This window comes from Vibrio sp. 1457 (assembly GCF_033340195.1).
Classification (GTDB): Bacteria; Pseudomonadota; Gammaproteobacteria; order Enterobacterales; family Vibrionaceae; genus Vibrio; species Vibrio alginolyticus.
Genome location: NZ_JAWOWA010000119.1, coordinates 1 through 1129, shown reverse-complemented (window position 1 = coordinate 1129; position 1129 = coordinate 1). Strand labels below are relative to the sequence as shown.

At 47.4% G+C, this 1129-nt stretch carries 1 protein-coding gene; it reads right to left on the bottom strand.

Features of this window, described 5'->3' with window-relative positions:
* Positions 1 to 1129 (bottom strand): elongation factor Tu (gene tuf, locus R7Z41_RS24180; RefSeq protein WP_017633725.1); only part of this gene is annotated, 1129 nt, incomplete at both ends.

Below are 1129 nucleotides of genomic sequence, written 5' to 3'. Positions count from 1 at the left end.
ATCGCGAAACGTAGACCTTCGTCCATTGCGATTGGTGCGATTAGCTCTACAGTCATCTGTACGTTGTCGCCTGGCATTACCATTTCTACGCCGTCTGGTAGCTGGATGTCACCAGTTACGTCAGTTGTACGGAAGTAGAACTGTGGACGGTAGCCTTTGAAGAATGGAGTGTGACGACCACCTTCATCTTTAGACAGTACGTATACTTCTGATTCGAACTTAGTGTGTGGAGTGATTGAACCAGGCTTAGCTAGTACTTGACCACGCTCAACTTCGTCACGCTTAGTACCACGTAGAAGTGCACCAACGTTCTCACCTGCACGGCCTTCGTCTAGAAGCTTACGGAACATCTCAACACCAGTACATGTAGTTGTAGTAGTGTCTTTGATACCTACGATAGCAACTTCGTCACCTACAGTTAGGATACCACGCTCGATACGGCCAGTTACTACTGTACCACGACCTTGGATTGAGAATACGTCTTCGATAGGCATTAGGAATGGCTGATCTACCGCACGCTCTGGCTCAGGGATGTAAGTATCTAGAGCTTCTGCTAGTTCAACGATTTTCGCTTCCCACTGCTCTTCGCCGTTTAGTGCGCCTAGTGCAGAACCTTGGATAACTGGTAGGTCATCACCTGGGAAATCGTATTCAGATAGAAGTTCACGAACTTCCATTTCTACTAGTTCTAGTAGCTCTTCATCGTCAACCATGTCACATTTGTTCATGAATACGATGATGTATGGGATACCAACCTGACGGCCTAGTAGGATGTGCTCACGAGTTTGTGGCATTGGGCCATCTGTCGCAGCAACAACTAGGATACCACCGTCCATCTGTGCAGCACCAGTGATCATGTTTTTAACATAGTCAGCGTGTCCTGGACAGTCAACGTGTGCGTAGTGGCGTGATGGAGTGTCGTACTCAACGTGAGAAGTTGCGATTGTGATACCGCGCTCACGCTCTTCTGGAGCGTTATCGATAGATGCGAAGTCTTTAGCTACACCGCCGTAAACTTTAGCAAGAGTAGTACAGATAGCTGCAGTTAGAGTTGTTTTACCGTGGTCAACGTGGCCGATAGTACCAACGTTAACGTGCGGTTTCGTACGTTCAAATTTTTCTTTAGACA